General features: G+C 50.2%; 18 protein-coding genes. 10 read left to right on the plus strand and 8 right to left on the minus strand.

All coding sequences use genetic code 11. The features are described from left to right. The first annotated feature begins 48 nt into the window (after nt 1–48). The 3 genes from acnA to KTG14_RS13225 all read left to right on the plus strand — a co-directional run bounded on the left by acnA (nt 49) and on the right by KTG14_RS13225 (nt 3,647). The gene (gene acnA, locus KTG14_RS13215; protein WP_216971360.1) at nt 49–2,763 is read left to right on the plus strand and encodes an aconitate hydratase AcnA; all 2,715 of its coding nucleotides are present in this window, start codon (nt 49–51) and stop codon (nt 2,761–2,763) included. A gap of 151 nt (nt 2,764–2,914) precedes the next feature. Next, the gene (locus KTG14_RS13220) at nt 2,915–3,364 is read left to right on the plus strand and encodes an acyl-CoA thioesterase (protein ID WP_216971417.1); all 450 of its coding nucleotides are present in this window, start codon (nt 2,915–2,917) and stop codon (nt 3,362–3,364) included. Then, nucleotides 3,339–3,647, plus strand: coding sequence for a hypothetical protein (locus KTG14_RS13225; protein ID WP_216971361.1), 309 nt, complete (start codon nt 3,339–3,341; stop codon nt 3,645–3,647). The genes KTG14_RS13220 and KTG14_RS13225 overlap by 26 nt, the downstream gene beginning before the upstream one ends. A 38-nt stretch (nt 3,648–3,685) precedes the next feature. On the opposite strand, the gene KTG14_RS13230 is transcribed toward KTG14_RS13225, so the two are convergent. Together KTG14_RS13230 and plsY are read right to left on the minus strand one after the other, a co-directional pair. After that, nucleotides 3,686–3,982: a HesB/YadR/YfhF family protein gene (locus tag KTG14_RS13230; RefSeq protein WP_216971362.1), complete on the minus strand. Its 297-nt coding sequence runs from the start codon at nt 3,980–3,982 to the stop codon at nt 3,686–3,688. 21 nt (nt 3,983–4,003) lie between these two features. Further along, nucleotides 4,004–4,594 carry a glycerol-3-phosphate 1-O-acyltransferase PlsY gene (gene plsY / locus KTG14_RS13235; RefSeq protein WP_216971363.1) on the minus strand — a complete coding sequence of 197 codons (591 nt, stop codon included), beginning with the start codon at nt 4,592–4,594 and terminating at the stop codon, nt 4,004–4,006. Between the two features lie 102 nt (nt 4,595–4,696). Here plsY and KTG14_RS13240 point away from each other — a divergent pair, with 102 nt between their 5' ends. From KTG14_RS13240 to KTG14_RS13260, 5 genes are all read left to right on the plus strand, one after another. Next, complete coding sequence (locus KTG14_RS13240) at nt 4,697–5,137, plus strand: CoA-binding protein (RefSeq protein WP_254178161.1); 441 nt, start codon at nt 4,697–4,699, stop codon at nt 5,135–5,137. Between the two features lie 117 nt (nt 5,138–5,254). After that, complete coding sequence (parE, locus tag KTG14_RS13245; RefSeq protein WP_216971364.1) at nt 5,255–7,225, plus strand: DNA topoisomerase IV subunit B; 1,971 nt, start codon at nt 5,255–5,257, stop codon at nt 7,223–7,225. Next, the gene (parC, locus tag KTG14_RS13250) at nt 7,222–9,648 is read left to right on the plus strand and encodes a DNA topoisomerase IV subunit A (RefSeq protein ID WP_216971365.1); all 2,427 of its coding nucleotides are present in this window, start codon (nt 7,222–7,224) and stop codon (nt 9,646–9,648) included. Before parE ends, parC begins: the two co-directional genes overlap by 4 nt. A gap of 160 nt (nt 9,649–9,808) precedes the next feature. Next, the gene (locus tag KTG14_RS13255; protein WP_216971366.1) at nt 9,809–10,372 is read left to right on the plus strand and encodes a GNAT family N-acetyltransferase; all 564 of its coding nucleotides are present in this window, start codon (nt 9,809–9,811) and stop codon (nt 10,370–10,372) included. A gap of 200 nt (nt 10,373–10,572) precedes the next feature. Then, on the plus strand, nt 10,573–12,168 hold the full coding sequence (locus KTG14_RS13260; protein WP_216971367.1) for a long-chain-fatty-acid--CoA ligase: 1,596 nt from the start codon (nt 10,573–10,575) through the stop codon (nt 12,166–12,168). A gap of 48 nt (nt 12,169–12,216) precedes the next feature. On the opposite strand, the gene KTG14_RS13265 is transcribed toward KTG14_RS13260, so the two are convergent. The 3 genes from KTG14_RS13265 to KTG14_RS13275 all read right to left on the minus strand — a co-directional run bounded on the left by KTG14_RS13265 (nt 12,217) and on the right by KTG14_RS13275 (nt 15,083). Next, complete coding sequence (locus tag KTG14_RS13265; protein ID WP_216971368.1) at nt 12,217–12,762, minus strand: TVP38/TMEM64 family protein; 546 nt, start codon at nt 12,760–12,762, stop codon at nt 12,217–12,219. A 34-nt stretch (nt 12,763–12,796) separates the two neighbouring features. Next, entirely contained in the window at nt 12,797–13,585 is a 789-nt protein-coding gene (locus KTG14_RS13270; protein ID WP_216971369.1) for a helix-turn-helix transcriptional regulator, read from the minus strand. 238 nt (nt 13,586–13,823) lie between these two features. Next, entirely contained in the window at nt 13,824–15,083 is a 1,260-nt protein-coding gene (locus tag KTG14_RS13275; RefSeq protein ID WP_216971370.1) for a YeeE/YedE family protein, read from the minus strand. A gap of 267 nt (nt 15,084–15,350) precedes the next feature. Between KTG14_RS13275 and KTG14_RS13280 the strand changes: the two genes are divergently transcribed. Further along, nucleotides 15,351–15,746, plus strand: a complete 396-nt coding sequence (locus KTG14_RS13280) for a VOC family protein (protein WP_216971371.1) — start codon at nt 15,351–15,353, stop codon at nt 15,744–15,746. 197 nt (nt 15,747–15,943) lie between these two features. Beyond that, a complete protein-coding gene (locus KTG14_RS13285; RefSeq protein ID WP_216971372.1) occupies nt 15,944–16,834 on the plus strand; it encodes a DMT family transporter in 891 nt (296 codons plus the stop codon). 573 nt (nt 16,835–17,407) lie between these two features. On the opposite strand, the gene KTG14_RS17955 is transcribed toward KTG14_RS13285, so the two are convergent. From KTG14_RS17955 to KTG14_RS13295, 3 genes are all read right to left on the minus strand, one after another. After that, entirely contained in the window at nt 17,408–17,530 is a 123-nt protein-coding gene (locus tag KTG14_RS17955) for a hypothetical protein (protein WP_258048471.1), read from the minus strand. A gap of 55 nt (nt 17,531–17,585) precedes the next feature. Then, a complete protein-coding gene (locus KTG14_RS13290) occupies nt 17,586–19,598 on the minus strand; it encodes an ABC1 kinase family protein (RefSeq protein WP_216971373.1) in 2,013 nt (670 codons plus the stop codon). A gap of 237 nt (nt 19,599–19,835) precedes the next feature. Further along, nucleotides 19,836–20,291: an SRPBCC family protein gene (locus KTG14_RS13295; protein ID WP_216971374.1), complete on the minus strand. Its 456-nt coding sequence runs from the start codon at nt 20,289–20,291 to the stop codon at nt 19,836–19,838. Nucleotides 20,292–20,371: the final 80 nt, after the last annotated feature.

Raw genomic sequence — 20,371 nt, forward strand, 5'->3', positions numbered from 1 at the left:
AGACGCGGTTACACGCCTTTTCAGAAGATTTAAAGGAGGAACACGATTATGGCAAAGAGCAGTTTGCACAACAGCCGCACGTCGTTCGAGCTCAACGGCAAGACATATAATTATTACCGTCTCGCTGCACTCGAAGAAGCGGGGATCGCGAAAGTATCTCGCCTTCCATACTCTGTAAAAGTACTATTGGAATCCGTATTGCGTCAGCACGACGGATATGTCATCAAAGACGAACACGTAGAAGAACTAGCAAAATGGGGCAAGGACGCAAACAAAGAAGCGGAAGTGCCATTCAAACCTTCCCGTGTCATCCTTCAAGATTTCACCGGCGTACCGGTAGTGGTCGACTTGGCGGCGCTTCGTTCAGCAATGGCTGAAATGGGCGGCGACCCGGACAAAATCAACCCTGAAATTCCGGTTGATTTGGTTATTGACCACTCGGTACAAGTTGACCGTTATGGCACTGAAGATGCACTGCGCGCGAACATGGAATTTGAGTTCGAACGTAATGCAGAGCGTTACCAATTCCTCAACTGGGCACAAAAAGCATACGACAACTACCGTGCGGTTCCACCAGCAACAGGTATCGTCCACCAAGTAAACCTTGAATACTTGGCGAATGTTGTCCACGCTCTTCCAAACGAAGACGGCACATTCGAAGCTTTCCCGGATACACTTGTCGGTACGGATTCCCATACGACAATGATCAACGGGATCGGCGTTCTTGGATGGGGCGTCGGCGGAATCGAAGCTGAAGCAGGCATGCTCGGGCAGCCTTCGTACTTCCCGATTCCTGAAGTTATCGGCGTGAAAATGACTGGCGAACTGCCAAACGGCGCTACAGCGACGGATTTGGCACTCAAAGTCACTGAAACTTTGCGTAAAAAAGGCGTAGTCGGCAAATTCGTCGAGTTCTTCGGACCTGGTGTTACGACATTGCCGCTTGCAGACCGTGCGACGATCGCCAACATGGCACCTGAATACGGCGCAACTTGCGGATTCTTCCCAGTGGATGAAGAAGCATTGACTTACATGCGTTTGACTGCCCGTACTGAAGAGCAAATCGCTGTCACGAAAGAATACTTAACAGCAAATGATATGTTCTTTACAGTCGACAACGAAGATCCGATCTACACGGACCTTGTCGAAATCGACTTGACGACAATCGAACCGAATTTGTCCGGCCCGAAACGCCCGCAGGATTTGATTCCATTGTCTCAAATGAAAAAAGAATTCAACACAGCAGTTACAGGCCCAGAAGGCCCGCATGGCTTCGCGTTGGATCAAGAAGAAATCAACAAAACAGCAACTGTCAAATTCAATGACGGCAAAACAGCTAACATGAACACGGGTGCTTTGGCAATTGCTGCGATTACATCTTGCACAAACACGTCCAACCCGTACGTTATGCTGGGAGCTGGACTAGTCGCGAAAAAAGCAGTCGAAAAAGGCTTGACGCCACCGCCATACGTGAAAACTTCACTAGCACCAGGTTCAAAAGTCGTTACAGGCTACTTGAGCGATTCCGGCCTGCTTGACTACATGAACCAAATCGGATTCAACTTGGTCGGCTACGGCTGTACAACATGTATCGGTAACTCCGGCCCGCTCCTTCCTGAAATTGAAGAAGCAATCGTTGAAAACGACTTGCTCGTTTCATCTGTATTGTCCGGTAACCGTAACTTTGAAGGACGCATCCATCCGCTTGTAAAAGCCAACTACTTGGCATCCCCGATGCTTGTTGTAGCTTATGCACTTGCCGGTACAGTGGATATCGACTTCGAAGTGGACCCAATCGGGCAAGACCAAGACGGCAATGATGTATTCTTCAAAGACATCTGGCCTTCAACTGAAGAAGTAAAAGACGTCGTACACAACACGGTAACGCCTGAATTGTTCCGTAAAGAATACGAGCATGTCTTCACTGAGAACGCAGAGTGGAACGCCATCGAAACAAACGATGATTCATTGTATGCTTTCGATGACAATTCTACGTATATCCAAAACCCGCCGTTCTTCACTGGCATGTCAAAAGAACCGGCACCGATCCAGCCGCTATCCGGCCTTCGTGTCATGGCGAAATTCGCTGATTCCATCACGACAGACCACATTTCACCGGCAGGCGCGATTGGCAAAGATACACCAGCTGGCTTGTACTTGCGTGAAAACGGCGTTGAGCCGCGTAATTTCAACTCTTACGGCTCCCGTCGCGGTAACCACGAAGTCATGATGCGTGGTACGTTTGCGAACATCCGCATCCGTAACCAAGTCGCACCAGGCACAACTGGCGGCTTCACGACATTCTGGCCGACTGGCGAAGTTATGCCGATCTACGATGCATGCATGAAGTATCAACAGCAAGGCACTGGCCTTGTGGTTCTAGCCGGTAAGGATTACGGCATGGGCTCTTCCCGTGACTGGGCTGCTAAAGGGACATTCCTTCTAGGCGTCAAAACAGTCATCGCGGAAAGCTATGAGCGTATCCACCGTTCGAACCTTGTGATGATGGGCGTCTTGCCGCTTCAATTCGTCAACGGCGAAAGCGCTGATTCTCTTGGTCTTACAGGCCACGAAGCCATCAGCGTCAACTTGTCCGACGATGTGAAACCGCGCGACGTACTGACGGTTACAGCTACTGCTGAAGATGGCAAAGTAACGGAATTCAAAGTCCTCGCACGCTTCGATTCTGAAGTGGAAGTCGACTATTTCCGTCACGGCGGCATCCTGCAAATGGTGCTCCGCAACAAATTGCTAGAAGCATAAAAAAACAAAAAGGCTGCCTTCGGGCGGCCTTTTTGTTTTGGGGACAATCGCAATGGCATGGAATCTGGCGAGCTATGAGAAACATCGCTTTAGGACCTTGTGCTTTTTGATCGCGATACATGTCCTGTATACTAGAAGAGAGGTGAAGGATATGTACATAAGCGAAAAAGAAATTGAGATCCGATACGCGGAAACAGACCAGATGGGCGTCGTCTACCATGCCAATTACTTGATTTGGCTCGAGCTTGGGCGCACCCAACTGATCGAGGATCTCGGGTTTACGTACGCCGGGATGGAATCGCAAGGGTTCTTGTCTCCGGTGACGGATATCTCGATCCAATACAAAGCCGCGCTGCGCTACGGACAAAAAGCACGCGTCAAAACCTGGGTAGAGTCTCACGGACGCTTGCGAACCACATACGGCTACGAAGTGCTCCATGAAAATGGCACAATCGCCGCGAAAGCGACATCCGAGCATGTAGTCGTGAAAAAAGACAATTTCCGTCCGGTCCCACTCGCCAAAGTGGCGCCTGAATGGGATGCCAAATACAAAGAAGTGGTGAAGGGGGCAGAAGATGGCGTTTGGAATTCGACGACCTGAATTGGAACGCTGGAAACAGGATGTGCAGAACGGCCAGATTTCGTTTCTTACCCACTACTGGGTCGACCACCGATTCCCGGGTTGCAATACGGTGACTAAAGTGGGCTGCAGTGACATCGACAAACTCGCCGATTGGGGCAGCCGTTATGGATTGCAGCGTGAGTGGCTGGATCTTCGCAATGACTACCCGCATTTCGATTTATTCGGTGATAGGCAAGTGGAAATACTGGAAGCGGAAGGTCAGTTAGACCAACTAACTAAGCTAACCAAAAACCTGGAATGAATAAAATGAATAAAAAAGAAGCATGACGCAACTTGGCGTCATGCTTCTTTTGTTTCGTATGAATAACTCAATTCACCCAATGTATCATCCACAGTGACATGCAGGTCATGTTCATCAAAATACCAGTGATCCGCTTCCTCGATAAAGTAAAGCACTTTATCTTCCTCGAGTCGGGTCACTGCTTCATACGGTTGGTCTTTTGTGACGCCAAGCGAGAAGCCCGGCTGCAAGCCAGCGCCTCCGTAGCGGACGAAAAACCGCACCGCTTCTCCAGCCTCGACTTCCATTTCGTTATGGAACCAATCTCGTGCATCTTTGCTCAAATGAATCTCCATGCAAACACGTCCTTTCGGGTCCTACCACTTGATCTTGGGTTCGGTACCTGCGCGGATTCGTGCGATGTTCGCGCGATGCCGGTAAATGATGAAAGTGGCGAGTGTCAAAATCACGGCAAAAAACAAGTAATCGCCGGTATTGATGGTGTAGATGATCGTATAGACGACCGACACAAGAGCTAAAATGATGGAAGACAACGATACCATTTTCGTGATCTTCAACGCAATCAATAAGACGGCGACAGCAAGTAAAAACAACGGCCATTGATAACCAAGCAAAATCCCGCCGGATGTGGCAACCGCTTTGCCGCCTTTAAAGCGCGCAAACACCGGAAACATATGACCGATAACGGCGATCACCCCGAGTATCAGCGGGTGAACATCGGTGACCATCACGAGCGGCAATAGTGTTGCTGCTGTGCCTTTTAAAATGTCCATGATGGTGACGACAAACCCGGCTTTGGGGCCGAGCACTCGGAACGTATTGGTTGCCCCTAAATTGCCGCTGCCCTTAGTCCGAATGTCCGTTTTGTAGAAAAGTTTTCCGATCCATAATGCTGAAGGGATGGATCCGAGTAAATAAGCGATAATTACCGGAAGCAAAATGTCCATGATTGACTCCTTTGACGTACACTGTTTTCTTTTCTACAGTTTACCATGACCGAAGAGACAGAAACAATAGATGGCGGATTATTCAACAAACGGCCCCGTTTCATGTATGATAGACTAAAAGGACAGGTGATTTTGTTGAAAAATCCAGACCGCACAGAAATCAAAGAAGTGCTCGACACGGCCAAAACCATTGCCGTTGTCGGCTTGAGCCCGAACCCGATGAGAACCTCGTACATGGTATCCAAAGCGATGCAAGATGCCGGCTACCGCATCATCCCGGTCAATCCGATGGCAGATGAAGTGCTGGGGGAAAAAAGTTACGCGACGCTTGCGGACATTCCGGAACCGGTCGACATCGTCAATGTCTTCCGCCGCAGCGAATTTTTGCCGGCCATTGCCGAAGAGTTTCTCAAGATCGAAGCGCCGGTGTTCTGGACGCAGCTGAACGTCGTCGACGAAGAGGTCTTCAATCGCCTCCACGCTGACGGCTACACGGTCATCATGGACCGGTGCATCAAAGTCGAACATGCCATCCTGAAATAGCAGCTTTCACGAAGGGCGCCTAGCGCTCTTTTTCTATGAACATTGACAGGAATGCCTGGGATGGCATACGATTAAAAGAAGAGAGTATACGAACAAATGTTTGTTGGAGGGAAATAGATGGCTAAAACGAACAGCAATGCATACAACGAAGAAGCGATCCAAGTTCTAGAAGGGCTGGATGCCGTACGCAAACGCCCCGGGATGTACATCGGTTCGACCGATGCCCGCGGGCTTCACCATTTGGTTTACGAAATCGTCGATAATTCCGTCGATGAAGCACTAGCCGGATTCGGCGACCGCATCACCGTGACCATTCACGAAAACAATAGCATTAGCGTGCGCGACTATGGCCGCGGCATGCCCACCGGAATGCACAGAAGCGGCAAGCCGACACCGGAAGTCATTTTGACGGTACTGCACGCCGGCGGGAAATTCGGCCAAGGCGGATACAAGACGAGCGGCGGGCTTCACGGCGTCGGCGCATCTGTCGTCAATGCCTTGTCGAGCTTCCTCGAAGTGACGATCCACCGCGACGGGCGCAAATACCGCCAGCGTTTTGAAAATGGCGGCAAACCCGTCACGACTTTGGAAGAGATCGGCAAAACGAAAGAATCGGGCACCTTGATCCACTTTCTGCCCGATGAAAGCATTTTTAGCGTAGCCAAATACAACTACGACACGTTGAGCGAACGCCTGCGTGAATCCGCGTTCCTTATGAAAGGCATGAACATCGAGTTGATCGACGAGCGCAACCAAACCGGCGAGAGCTTCTTTTATGAAACCGGTATCAAAGCCTTCGTCGAATACTTGAACGAAGAAAAAGACGTGCTTCACAAAGTGGCGTATATGGAAGGGCAGAGCGACAGCCTTGAAGTCGAATTCGCGTTCCAGTTCAACGACGGCTATTCGGAAACGATCCTGTCGTTCGTCAACAATGTCAGAACACGCGACGGCGGGACGCACGAAACCGGTGCGAAAGCAGCGATGACCCGTGTATTCAACGATTACGCACGCAAAATTAATTTATTGAAAGATAAAGACAAGAACTTAGAAGGCTCTGACATCCGTGAAGGCTTAGCCGCGATCGTTTCGGTGCGCATCCCAGAAGCCTTGCTGCAATTTGAAGGCCAGACGAAGAGCAAACTCGGCACAAGCGAAGCCCGCGGTGCTGTCGATGCCGTCATCTCCCAGCAATTGATGTACTTCCTCGAGGAGAACGCCGAACACAGTGCATCACTCGTCCGCAAAGCAATACGAGCCTCTCAGGCGCGTCTCGCCGCACGAAAAGCGCGGGAAGATGCCCGAAATGGCAAAAAACGCAAGAAATCCGATACCTTATTGTCCGGTAAATTAACGCCGGCACAGTCGCGCAACGCCAAAAAGAACGAATTGTACCTCGTCGAGGGCGACTCGGCCGGTGGTTCGGCCAAGCAAGGCCGCGACCGGACCTTCCAGGCGATCTTGCCGCTGCGCGGGAAAGTCGTCAATACCGAAAAAGCGAAACTAGAAGAAATCATGAAAAACGAAGAAATCGCCACCATCATCCATGCGATCGGCGGCGGGGTATCGTCTGATTTCTCGGTTGATGACATCGCTTATAATAAAGTCATCATCATGACCGATGCCGATACCGACGGCGCGCATATCCAAGTGCTTTTGTTGACGTTTTTCTACCGCTACATGAAGCCATTGATCGAAGCGGGCAAAGTGTTTATCGCCTTGCCGCCGCTCTACAAAGTGTCCAAAGGCGTCGGCAAAAAAGAAGTCGTCGATTACGCCTGGACCGAAGCGGATCTCGACGAGTCGATTACGAAAATCGGCAAAGGCTATATGCTTCAGCGCTATAAAGGACTCGGAGAAATGAACGCCGACCAATTATGGGAAACGACGATGAACCCGGAATCGCGCACCTTGATCCGCGTGACGATCGAGGACGGTGCGCGTGCTGAACGCCGCATCACGACCTTGATGGGCGATAAAGTCGAACCGCGCCGCAAATGGATCGAAAACAACGTCGACTTTGGCTTAGAAGACGACAGCAATATTCTCGAAAATGATTTGATTCACGCTGAGGAGGAACTCGTATGACACAAACCGAACGTTTCCAAGATCTGCCCTTAGAAGAAGTCATCGGCGATCGGTTTGGCCGCTATAGTAAATACATTATCCAAGACCGCGCCTTGCCGGATGCGCGCGATGGGCTGAAGCCGGTGCAACGGCGCATTTTGTATGCTATGCACCACGAGGGCAACACCAACGACAAAGCATTCCGTAAATCGGCCAAAACGGTCGGGAACGTCATCGGGAATTACCACCCGCACGGCGATAGCTCTGTATACGAAGCGATGGTACGGCTTAGCCAGGACTGGAAAATCCGCCATATGCTGGTGGAAATGCACGGCAACAACGGCTCAATGGACGGGGATTCCCCAGCCGCGATGCGTTATACGGAAGCCCGGCTTTCTGCGATTTCTGGCGAATTATTGCGTGACATTGAAAAACGCACCGTCGAATTCATTCCGAATTTTGATGATGTGGACGTCGAACCGACCGTTTTGCCGGCGCGGTTCCCGAACTTGCTCGTCAACGGCTCGACCGGAATCTCCGCTGGGTATGCCACCGACATCCCGCCGCATGCGCTGCACGAAGCACTCGATGCTGTCCTGATGCGCATCGACAAACCGGATGCTTCGATCGATGAATTGATGACCGTCATCAAAGGCCCTGATTTCCCGACCGGCGGCATCATCCAAGGCGTCGAAGGCATCAAAAAAGCCTATGAAACGGGACGCGGCAAAATCGTCGTCCGTTCCAAAGCGGCCGTTGAACCGCTCAAGGGCGGCAAGGAACAGATCGTCATTACGGAAATCCCGTTTGAAGTGAACAAAGCGAGCCTCATCAAGAAAATTGATGACCACCGCTTTGACCGCAAACTCGACGGCATTTCCGAAGTGCGCGATGAATCCGACCGCACAGGCCTGCGCATCGTCATTGAATTGAAAAAAGAAGTGCAGGCGGCCGGCATCTTGAACTATTTGTATAAAAACACCGACCTGCAGATCAGCTATAACTTCAATATGGTGGCGATTCATCACCGCCGCCCGACTATGATGACCTTGCCGACGATGCTCGATGCCTATATCGAACACCAAAAAGAAGTCGTAACGAAACGCTCGGAATTCGACCTGCAAAAAGCGAGCGACCGCATGCACATTGTGGAAGGCTTGATCAAAGCCTTGTCGATCCTCGATAAAGTGATCAAGACGATTCGTGCGTCGAAAGACAAGCGCGACGCGAAAAATAATTTAATCGCGAAATTTGAGTTTTCGGAAGCGCAGGCAGAAGCGATTGTTTCCTTGCAACTATACCGTTTGACGAATACCGATATCACCGAGCTTGAAAAAGAAGAGGAAAGCTTGCGCAAATTGATTGCCGAGCTGACCGGCATCTTGACGAGCGCGACGAAGTTGAAAAACCTCATCAAAAAGGAATTACAGGCGATCCGCAAGAAATTCGCGGAACCACGGCGTTCTGAAATCGAAGAAAAGATTGAAGAGCTGACCATTACACGCGAAATCATGATTCCAAGCGAAGAAGTCATCGTCACCGTGACGAAAGAAGGCTATGTCAAACGGACGAGTACCCGCTCCCATGCGGCATCGAACGGCAAGGATTTTGCGATGAAAGACAGCGATCATTTGTTGTTCGAAGACACACTCAATACGCAGCATACCGTGTTGATCTTCACGACCGGCGGAAATTTCGTGTTCCAGCCCGTCAACGAACTGCCGGACATCAAATGGAAAGACCTCGGCCAGCATTTGTCGAGCATCGTCACACTGGATTCCAACGAATCGGTGCTCGCCGTATTCCCGTTCGAAGATTTTGAACAGGATGCGACCATTTTGACCGTCTCCAAATTCGGCCAAGTGAAGCGGTCGGCGCTGAAAGATTACCAGGTGCAGCGCTATTCACGCGCCATCAAGACGATGAACTTGAAAAAAGGCGACGACATGATCTTCGCCGGGCTCGTGACGAACGAAACCGAATTGTTCCTGGCGACGAAAATGGCCTATGGCGTACGCTTCCCGCTCGAAGAAGTGCCGGTGACCGGACTTCGCACAGCAGGCGTCAAAGGCTTGAACTTAAAAGAAGGCGACGAAGCGGTGTCTGCGGTCATGATCGACGCGGAACAGCAGCCAGATCTCGTGCTCGCGACGCAGCGCGGAGCCGCCAAAAAAATGAAACTGACAGAATTTGAAAGCGGCAGCCGTGCCAAACGCGGCGTCATCATGCTGCGGGAATTGAAATCCAATCCCCACCGTGTGGTTGCTGTCATCGGCACGACCGGAAAAGATGAGATTCTGCTCGAAACCGCCAAAGGCTTGCGCATCCCGATTGCGCCAGGCCGCCTGAAAGCGGTCGACCGTTATTCAAACGGGTCGTTTATCGTAGACGAAGCAACCGACGGCGCCGTCACGGCAGCTTACTTAGTGCCCGCTACTGAATAATTCCAAAAGGCGTTGAATGAATAAATCATTCAACGCCTTTTTATTATAGGTTCATCTATTCATTTAAAAAATCACCAAAATGATTACTGAATAGCGCATTGAATACATTCTTTTTGCCAGCACCCAAGCCAATATGAAGCACCAAACAGGAGGCGTGTATATGACGATATTAGAAACCGAACGGCTGTGGTTGAAGCCTTATCAAGCGGACATGGCGGATAGCGTTTACGCCGTGATTCAAAAACGCGAAATTGCCGATACGATGCTGATGATTCCGCATCCGTATCCGAGAAAACAGCTGAATGGGTGGCTCGACTATGTCCAGAAAAGCTTTGACATCGGCCACGCCTTTGAATACGCCGTCTTCACGAAAGACCAGCCTGCCCGCTATATCGGCAATTGCGGATTGGTCGCGGTGTCAAAAGCCCATCACTCCGGAGAAATCGGCTATTTCATCGATCCTGCCGAGTGGGGACAAGGCTATGCGACAGAAGCGTGCCGAAGAGTGCTCGAACAGGCCTTCACCGAACACGGCTTGAACCGCGTATTCGGCCGCTGCCTCGCGCGCAACCCAGCGTCGAGGCGAGTGCTTGAGAAGGTGGGCTTGGCGTTTGAAGGACGGTTCGAACAGGAGTTTTTCATGGACGGCGTCTATGAAGATATCGATTATTTGGCATTGTTGAAACAGGATTACGGCACGAGGCAACATGACACGCCGTGTTGAATGGCTGCCGCTCCTCTTGAATCCGAGAAACGTAGGAGCAAATCCCTTTCCGCCAAAGTGCATGAAAGTGTGCTATAACACAGGATCTCCATTGTTTCATTTTTTCGCCAATTCCGAAAATTTCGTTGACACCCCATGTTCGGCTTTCTATACTTGATATATAACAGTTGGACACTAGAGACGCGAGAGGGGTTTTCGAAATGATCGTACCATTGACACCGTTGGACTGGAAACGGCGCGCGGCAAAATATTACCCGGACAAAGTAGCCGTGATCGACGGAGACAAGCGTTTTACGTATAAGGAGTTTGCCCGCCGCTCTGACCAGTTAGGGATTGCCTTACATAACGCAGGCATCCAGGAACAAGACCATGTCGCTGTGATGCTGCCGAATACCCATTATATGCTCGAAGCGTTCTATGGCATCCCGCCGCTCGGAGCGGTCATCGTGCCGCTTAATTATCGGTTGTCTGCCAAAGACTTGGGCTATATCATCAAGCACAGCGACGCGAAGATGCTGATTGTCGATGCGGAATACGCCAAGATCATTGAAGAGATCCAAGGCGACTTGCCGATCGAGAAATACATTATCGCGCCGGCTGAAGGGCATGAGACAAATCTTGCGGGCATTGGCTACGAGGAATTTATCGGAGCGGTCACAGACAATGAACGATTGCCGGCTGTGGAACTGGATGAAAACCAGATGCTGTCGCTCAATTACACGAGCGGCACGACGTCAAACCCAAAAGGCGTCATGCAGACGCACCGGACGAATTACTTGAACGGCGCGAACTTCCTGCATCATTTGGAGATCAAATTTGACGATGTCTATTTGCATACTTTGCCGATGTTCCACACGAACGGATGGGGCGGTGTCTGGGCGATCACAGCAGCTGGTGCCACGCATGTGTGCTTAAGAAAAGTCGACCCGCCGCTCATCCTCGACCTGTTTGAAAGCCATGGCATCACCTCCTTGTGCGGCGCGCCGACGGTCGTCAATATGCTGGTCAATGAACCCAAAGCAAAAACCATTGAATTGAAGACCAAAATCCGCATGGGCACAGCCGGTGCGCCGCCTGCTGCGGCACTGATCGCCAAAGCCCAAAAGACGCTCGGCCTTAACATGATGCACGTTTACGGACTGACCGAGACCTCGCCGTTCATTTTGTATTGCGAATGGAAAAATGAATTCGATGCGCTGGATGCTGATCAACAAGCGAGCATCAAGGCACGGCAAGGCATTGAACTGGCTTTCAACGGGGAAACGAAAGTCGTCAATCAGGGAGACGGAAAAGAAGTCGCTTGGAACGGCAAGGAACTGGGGGAAATCATCACCCGCGGCAATGTCGTCATGGCGGGCTATTACAAAGACCCGGAAAAAACCGCGGAAGCAATACGCGACGGCTGGTTCTATACCGGCGACCTTGCTGTGACGCATCCAGACGGGTTTATCGAAATCCAAGACCGTATCAAGGATATGATCATCTCCGGCGGTGAGAACATTTCCTCTACCGAGATCGAAGGCGTGCTTTACAAGCATCCGGCGATCGCGGAAGTGGCGGTTATTGCCGTCCCGGACGAGAAATGGGGCGAAGTGCCAAAAGCCATTATTGTGCTGCACAAAGACGCGGAAGTGACCGAACAGGAAATCCTCGACTACACACGCGACCATATGGCGCGCTTTAAAGTGCCAAAATCGGTCGACTTCGTGGAATCCTTGCCGAAGACGGCCACTGGCAAGCTGCAGAAGTTCCAATTGCGCGAAATGTATTGGGGCGGCGGCAAGAAAGTCAATTAACGAAGCTAAAAAAGCGGGAACTCCTCAACTGGGAGCTCCCGCTTTTTTTTAATGGGGCGCATTTGTTTTCGGGCTGCGTTTGCGGATCAACACAACTAATAAGAACATCACCAAGATGATACTGATGATGCTATACATTGCGGAGCGCGGCAACCATAGCACCAGTCCGACCGCGATTTCAATGGCCACCGCCGGCAACTTGCCGATTGAACTTGCCCCAAAAAACGCTAGCGCGGAAATTCGGGTCAATGCAGCGCCTGCTGTGACGGCGCCTGATGGGACAAACGGCAAGATGCGCAGCGCCAACACTGCCCACCCGACCGTTCGAGGTGATTGATTGCGGAAAAAGCGGAACCAGGAACGCTGTTGCCACGCATCCGGGATATGCTTCGCCCCGTAGCGGTACAGCCAAAACCCGAACAGTGCGCCGAAGATTTCCCCGCTGACGGATAATGCGCTGCCGCCGATCAACCCGAAGCGGTCGAGGTTAATTGGGGTGATGAGAAGGCTCGGGATGAATCCAAGCGTGCCGATGGCGATATTGGCGATTAACAATAAGATGAATTCCAACGAGCGCAGCAGCCCTTCCATCATCGCGGCGCCTCACTTACTGGCTCAATAGATGCACTCATCGCTTGGCCTCGAGAGTTGTCAGGTGTTCGCGAAAGCGTTTTGGCGTGCTGCCGCTATGGCGGGTAAAGGCGGCGTGAAACTGTGTGGGGCTCTTATAGCCGCAGTCCCCGGCAATGTCCGCCACAGATTGCTCCGAAGTCAGGAGCAGCTGCCTGGCGCGCTCCATGCGGCAGCTGATGACGAACTGCAGCGGCGTCTGGCCGACCGACTTTTTAAAATGGCGGCTGAAATGGAATTTGCTGAGGGCGGAAGCAGCAGCGGTGGATTCCAGTGAAAACGGCAAATGACAAGTTTCTTCCATTTGGTGCAAAATAGACTCCATCTTAGACGGGATAGCTGTTTGAGCCGGGACGCTTTGTGGTTTTGCCGCAGTCCCATATAGCCAGCGGAGCAAAAGCTGCACTTGTCTCGACGAGGCAGGGTTCGCTTGTTGCAGTTCACGGGCCAGTTCGTCCATCACGGATGCGAGAAAAGCAGGATGCGCAGGATAAGCGAAACAGATCGTGTCATTTGCTGACTCAAGGGGATGCGTGACCAGCAGTCTTTGGTAGCGCTGTTCACTGCTTGAAGCAAAAGACAATGCGTGCCATTGGCCAGGAGGGATTAGCGCAAGCGCTCCTGTCCCGAGCGTCAAGCATTCAGCGTTTGCGATGAGTTCGAGTTCGCCCGATTCCACCCATAGCCATTCTGCCAGTTGCTCGTGGCGGTGGAGCGGGATGTGCACGGACTGTCCGTTCGCGACGGTCTTCGATTCAATGGCATGCAATTCAAAATCACGGGTCATGTTCAGCCAACTTTCGTGGAAAGAATATGTTTATTATAGCAAGAAACGAGAAAGAGATCGGAAAAATTTCGGGGAAAAGACCGAAACAGACTATATGAACCGCAAGAATTGATAATCACAACGGGTTTCATACAAGCACAATCTATTTTATTGGAAATTGAGAAATGTTCCGCTGCATGCCCATAAAAAAGAGGCTTCCGGTGAACGGAAACCTCTTTTAAAAATGGATCGCGACTGTTCAGCACACCGAATCATTGGATTTCGGAACCGACAAGCCGAACAAGGGCCGCAAGTAAAGCGCGAAGAACGTACCGGCGAGTGCCAGAATGCCCCAAATATAGCCGTGCAAGCTAAAGGAAGCGATGCCGCCGAAGTACGCGCCGATGTTGCAGCCGAACGCAAGACGCGCCCCGTAGCCCATCAGCAAGCCACCGACAACGGATGCCCAGAAATTGCCCATCGTGATTGTGGTGAACTTGAACAAGCCGCCAGCTGCTGATGCGAGAAAGGCGCCGAGAATGACCCCGAAATTCAACACCGTCGTGGAATCAGCGAAAATGGACGATTCGAGCATTGCGGCGTTCGCTCCTTGCCAGTAGCCCCAGCTTGCGACGTCTACACCGAAAAACTCGGCAATTTTCGAGCCCCATAATGCGAAAGCGGACGTGATGCCCCAAGGCGTGCCGCGCGTCATCAAGGTCAGTGCGTTCAATACCGCAAGTGCGATCGCTGCGGCGAACAATGGCCATGAACCACGGAAAATGCGTTTCCATCCCGTAGTGGTCGGAAGCGGCGCCATTTTCGGTGCGCGTTTCTTTTTCTCGATGATCAAGGTAATCCAGGCAACGAGCCCGAACAACGCAATCGACACGAGCCATGCGCCGCCGTAACCAAGACCGGTCGAAGTGGCCAGTGACACCGGTTCAAAAGTCGGCAACTCTTCTGTCCAAAACGGCAGATGATACGCGCCGATCGTTGCGCCGATAATAAAGAACAACAGCGTGATGAACATGACCGAACGCCCGCCGCCGATCGCATAAAGCGTACCGGAAGCACAGCCGCCGCCGAGCTGCATGCCGATGCCGAAAATGAACGATCCGACAACCAAGCTGACGCCGACAGGGGAAACGTAACCCGACACCCCGGTGCCGAAGAACGAATAGCCATACGCCAGAATCGGCGCGAACAAGGTCACGGCCACTGCCAGCATGAGCATGTGCGAACGCATCGCCTGGCCATTACCGACCGACATGAAGCGGCGGAACGCGGAGGTAAAGCCGAACCGTGCATGGAATAAGGTATAGCCGAGCAACAGCCCGATGCCAAGCAGCACAGTTTGTGCGATATGCTGCGTGGCGAGTAAATAAACCGTCAACAACGCCGCTACCGCAATGCCTCCAGCAATCAAGGATTTCTGCGGGGCGTTCAAAGCGGTCGTGTCGCGGTAGACAGGATCGTTTACTTCATTGACGGGTTGGACCCGTGTGCTAGTTGTCATGTAAAACATCCTTTTCTGAGTGATATAGTAGGGAATAAAATATTATATTAAAGGAGCGTTTTGGGAAAGTCAACGAAGCGGCTCGCGCGCGGCAAGCACGCGGCTAGTGCCTGTCAGAGAGGTTAGTAAAAATGAATTCAGGGAATAGAAAGATAGTAAAAACTGCTTTGACCTGTAGGTGAAGGAGGCGGGCGAGAAACTAATGAACAGAGGATGCTCAACGATTTTGGCCATTTGGTTTTAGTGATGGAAGTGAGGTGAAGCACCATGGACAATACGTTGTGGATCAATTTGCCGGTAAAGGATCTGCAGGCAGCTCAGGCTTTTTATGAGCAAGCGGGGTTCTTGATGGCAAAGGCGGATTCGAGCAATGCCCATCAGGCGGCGTTTTACGTGGAAAGGCAACAGCTCTATGTAATGCTGTTTCCGCAAGAAAGTTTTAAAGCCTTTACGCAGCAAGACATAGCAGATGCCTCGATCGGCTCTGAGGTATTGTTTACGCTATCCGCCAAAACCCGTGAAGAAGTCGATAACTTCATGTTCCGTATCGAACAGGCAGGCGGCACTGTCTATGCACCGTCGGGTGAGCGAAACGGCATGTACGGAGCGGGGTTTTCGGATGTGGACGGTCATCGCTGGAACTTTCTGGTGATGGACGTTTAAGCCGGTAACTCAAGATGAAACCGGAAGCGCACATGAGGCGGCGTTTCCGGTTTTTTTCTATGGCATGCGAATGAATAACTGCGGATTTTATCGATATGGAGACAAGCCGAGCGGAATTGCGGTACGATGGATGAATGGATCAAAGGTTTTGACTATTTCTGGATGATTTCTTTCATGCAGCTAGGAGCGGGTGCACTGTGAACAATAAATTCCTTTTCGCGTTTCTCGTCATCATCACCACCAGTTTGATGGGTTCTTCGTTTGCGGTCGGCAAAATCGGCCTCGAACACGTCTCGCCGCTGCTGTTGGTGGGAATTCGTTTCACAATTGCGGGCATCTTGATGGCCCTATTCGTCAAATTGTTCAAGCGCAAGCACCCACGGCAGCGTTCCGAATGGCTGCATATTCTTCTCATCGGCTTTTTCCAGACCGCCGGCGTCATGGGCTGCATTTTCCTGAGCCTGCGGACGATCACGGCAGGGGAATCCGCCATTCTTACCTTTACCAATCCCTTGTTGGTCGTGTTGTTCGGGACCTTGGCACTCGGCATCCGCTACCGCATTGTCCAATGGGGAGGGGTGCTGCTTGGGTTTTTCGGGGTGTTCATTACGATGGGCAGCCAGGTGAATATAGAAGTCGGCACGCTTTTCGGCTTTGGCAGCGCCGTGTCCTGGGCGATTGGCACATTATTGATCAAGCATTGGGGCATTCGGCTCGATACGTGGGTGCTGACGGCGTATCAAATGCTGTTTGGCGGCTTGATATTGCTGATGGCGAGCAGCTTGTTGGAAACCCAGCGACTGGCCATCAATCCCGAATCGCTGTTCATCATTTTCTGGCTGGCGATTCCGGCGTCGATCATTCAGTTTGCGATTTGGTTTTTCCTGTTGCAAAACGGCAATCCCGGAAAAGTAAGCGCCTTTTTGTTCCTGGCACCATTTTTTGGCGTCATCTCAGGATGGCTCGTTTTAGGGGAACAAGTCGGGGTGTCGCTGATCATTGGAGGCGCGTTGATCTTTTCAGGCATATTTATGGTAAATTGGCCGGAAAAGCGGCCGGAAGCGGCAATTCCTGGAAAAGCCATATGAAGAAGTATGATAGCGAATTTATGTGAATAACAGATGCTGTGGATCGATAACAGGCGGCAACCAAATCAAAACTGCAGCCAGAAGCCAGCCGGAGCGGTTCATGGACAACTTTAAAAAACATTAGAGCTAAAAGACGTATGAATACGCGAATGCAGCGATGCATAAATGAGCGTCAGAATCATCAGCAGGCTGACGGCTACGAGTCGAATTGATATACGATAAGCTGACGACAATCAACTAAACCCAAACCAGAACGGCTGACCAACAGCTGAACCGGTTTGGGTTTTTAATTTACTCATCATTTTGCTTGGCGCAACGTTCATTACTAAAAACCGATAAAATCACTCAAACAAACGAATAACTCAGTGAATGGAAAACTAGCCGGTTTCACCAAAAAAATCGCTTTTGTCTCACTGTCTTGAGTATACTTATTAAATGAAACACAACTTCCTATAATTTATATTATGTAAACTAAATTTTAAAAACGCCTTCATGAGTGTTCAACCGGCCCCCATCACCCATATCAAGTGTCTTTAGAAACCGCCCTGAGTTTATTTCAAATACGTGAATTTCTTACTCTGCACATTCTCGATATCCATCGCCAAATTTATCCGGCAAATTTCTGGCGTGCTCGCTTAGTTCCTGCTCGACTTTCGTCAGCACTCTAATCAATAAGTTAGTCAACAAATCCTCCATTCAAAAAACCCACCCCGAAATCGATTTCAGGATGGGTTCTCACTCTATTTTCACATTATTTATATTGGTTGCTGCGTTTCATATCGCGAATGGCCTGAATCGACAATCTGACGAGTAAAATGACACATAAGAACAATCCCCCGTATGCGGCAGTATTTAAGTAAATGGCGTACACCGTATCGATGAATTGAGCAATCGCCAGCAATGCTGCTGATATGAACCCGAACGTGATTCCCGACATCAGCAAGACAAACCTGGAGAATAATTGCATGACGAATCCGGAGTTGTGCTTATCGGAAAACACGTCATGGTGCAAAATGATCTTGCCGCCTTCTACGCGCCGGATCAATTGATCGATGCGTTTCGGCAGTTTGGCGACTTCTGGCAAGATCAGTACCAATTCCTCTTCAAGGCGTTCTTTTGTGACGCGTGGCTGTTTGAACGGCTTTTTCAACACGGAGGTCTTGTATTCTTTTGCGAAGCTTTTCGCTTCCGTGAACATGTCGAATTTCGGGTCAATGGTGTGCAAGGTACTATCGAGGCTAATCAATGACCTTAGCGCAATCCCAACGGATGGATAAAATGCCAAACCGAATTCGCGAATGACATCGAATAAGGAATGGATCAATTCTGCAGTCGGTATGCGGTCGACATAAGAAATCTTCAATAAAATCTCTCCAATGGCCTGTTCAAATTTCGCCCCGTCAAGCTTCTCGCTATTTTCCACCAGCTTTCTGACGGCATCATGGACAATGCCCGCGTCATTTTGCTGGATACCGATGATGAAATGATTGAGTGCTTCCTGCTGAGGGGCAGTTAATCGGCCGACAGAGCCAAAATCAAGCAAAATCGGTTGGCCGTCCGTTTCATCGATGAAAATATTTCCAGGGTGCGGATCGGCATGGAATATGCCGGAAAACAACATTTGTTCCAGAAATGAAAACAACACTGTGCGCCCGAAATTTTTTGGTTCGACAGTAAAGTGGCGGAACACTGCATCTCCTTGTGAAATGCTTTTGCCCTGGAAATACTGCATGACGATAATCGTTGAATTGCTGTATTCCCGGTAGACTTTTGGGATTTTGACTTGATTTTTGCTATCTTCTAGAGCATTTTTCACTTGAATCATATTGCGCATTTCGATTTCAAAGTCGATCTCCTCGCGCAAGCCATTGGCGAATCCGACCGCTAGTTCGCGGAATCCGATGTTCTGCGCCCACGTGGATCTGTTGGATACCCATTCGGCAAATTCCACAAGAATGTCCAAATCATCCCGCATAATGGCGCTCACTTCCGGACGCTGCATCTTGATAATGACTTCTTCGTTGGTCTTGCGCAGCACGCCGCGGTGTATCTGGCCAATGGATGCCGAGGCGAGCGGTTGTTTCTCAAGCTTCGAAAATACTTCTTCGATGGGCTGTGCCATGGATTTCCTCAGAATTTCCGTCACTTGCTCTTTCGGCAAAGCTTTAACGTTTTGCTGCAGCTGGCTCAGTTCCTCGATGAATACCGGCGCGAACAAATCTGTCCGGGTCGACAATACTTGGCCGAATTTAATGAACACCCCTCCGGCTTCTTCAAGCGTCCTGCGAAAAGCAACTGCCAGCTCACGATTATTCTCACGATGCCGCGCATATTTCAAGGTACTGGAAATCCCATTCTTGACGGCAATCTCCAGCACTTTGCTCAAGCGTTTCTGGCGTCTCCAGCGGCTGCGCAGCCGTTTCCAGATGAATTTACGGTTCGTGATACGTTCACCGCGGTCTCCCAGTTCAATCGGATCGAATAATTCCAGTATCAAGTAAAATAGCATTGAAATCATCAACATGCTGCCAATCCAAATGACGGTGCTGGTATCTGTCAACATCGTGGCGAAAGCATCATCCATGAATTCGGTATAACGTAAATAGGAATACCAATAAACAAATGTCGTCAGGACAACACCAAGTACAACAGACAATATCCGTTTTGTGAAATTTACTTTCGCCCCCATCAACCGGCCGCTGACGAAATAAATGAAAATGGCGATGACTAGCATTTCAGCAATCATCCGTACATATATGACCATTCGCGGACTCCTTTCGCTGAACCATAGAACCAACGATGAATTACTGGTTGTTTTTTTTTGGAATACAACTGTATTCCTTCTACATATGTAGTTTCGAGGTATCGCCATGCCCTTCCTGCTTTTTGTTTGCTATGAATGAATTTTGCTTGTTTGCGGTTTTTTCTTTTTTATATTAGTCCTTATGTAGTTTATTACATTTCTATTTTATATCCAGCTTATTCTGCTGGATCACCTTTTTTACTCGTAGGATTCCGCTTGCTCTTTGACCCTGTTCATGAAGTTCAACACGGTATTTCGGGCTGCTTTTTTACTGCCCGCTAGAAGCATCATTTTCCCTGTGACGCTCATGCCTTTGTTTTGCCCTTCATAAACAAAACGCGTACTCTGTGCTGACTCTTTTTCCAAACTGAAGGCATAGCGTACTTTGAACATCTGCCCCATCTCAAAAGCCGTCTCCTTGTATTTTCTTTCCGGTTCATCCACATACGACAAAGTTTCAACGATATAGCGTTGCTGCTGTTTGCCCTCCGTATACACCTGAGCATGTTTAGCGCCTGCAGCATTATTCTCCCCTTCGAGCAAGTCATGCGATTCTACTTTCGGCATGATGCGCTGGATCTCTTCGTCCTGAAACAATTCCCAAACCCGGTCGATCGGTGCTTCGATGACCAGTTGCTCTTTCCATTTGACCATTTTCCTCATCCTTTCATGAACTCTTTTCTACAATTCCCTTAAATGCTAACTGCTGTCCGCCAATTCCGTTACAATGGAAA

Origin of the sequence: Planococcus sp. CP5-4_YE, assembly GCF_019042655.1 — a bacterium.
Classification (GTDB): Bacteria; Bacillota; Bacilli; order Bacillales_A; family Planococcaceae; genus Planococcus.